General features: G+C 60.1%; 2 protein-coding genes. One reads left to right on the plus strand and one right to left on the minus strand.

From position 1 onward, the window contains the following. Window positions 1-296, minus strand: a 296-nt coding sequence (locus tag AC5ZG1_RS44165) for a DUF1203 domain-containing protein (RefSeq protein WP_496136535.1), incomplete at its 3' end; no start/stop codon positions are given. Window positions 297-389: 93 nt separating this feature from the next. Between AC5ZG1_RS44165 and AC5ZG1_RS44170 the strand changes: the two genes are divergently transcribed. Continuing rightward, window positions 390-557, plus strand: a complete 168-nt coding sequence (locus AC5ZG1_RS44170) for a hypothetical protein (protein ID WP_184452642.1) — start codon at window positions 390-392, stop codon at window positions 555-557. Window positions 558-626: the final 69 nt, after the last annotated feature.

The raw sequence follows: 626 nt of genomic DNA on the forward strand, positions 1-626 counted from the left end.
TCGGGGCTCATCATCAGCATCGGCGGCTGGACCTCCTCGGCGACGTAGCGTCGGCACCGCTGTTTATGCAGGAAGATCGGCCCAGTTTCGGCGTAGGGCTGCGGCGCTGGGAAGGGCCGGTAGGCGAAGACCAGCAGTTCCTCGCCCTCCTCGATATTCTTCAAGCAATGGCGGCAAGGGTTGCCGTCACCGTCGGAAACCATCGTCTCGGGCGGCCTGTCATAAGCGTCGCGCCCGCCGTTCCAGAGATGCTCGGCGTCTCTGGTCGGCATGGCGACAAAACGAATGGCGGTCATGACAAATCTCCTTTGTGATTGCCATGAAATGCACCCGCATCCATCTATAAGCCACCCGTTTCTTGCGAAGCGGATCGTGAAAGGAGACTTGCCTTGGCTGAAATCAATTTGGCGCTGCTGGCGCAGCAAAATGCCGAAATATTGGAAGAACTCAGGGCTTTGCGTCGGGAGGTGGCGGAACTGAAGGAGCAGTCGGACCGCACGCTCGACTTCGAGCGCCGCAATGATCCACGCCGCCCAACCAGCCTAACGCAGCGTTAGCTGCTTCTGCTCCCGTCTCTAGCTAAGGTCCTGCCACAGCAGCCCATCTGGCGTGTCAGCCGTGGGCCT

The sequence above is a fragment of the Bradyrhizobium sp. Leo78 genome (assembly GCF_059512425.1).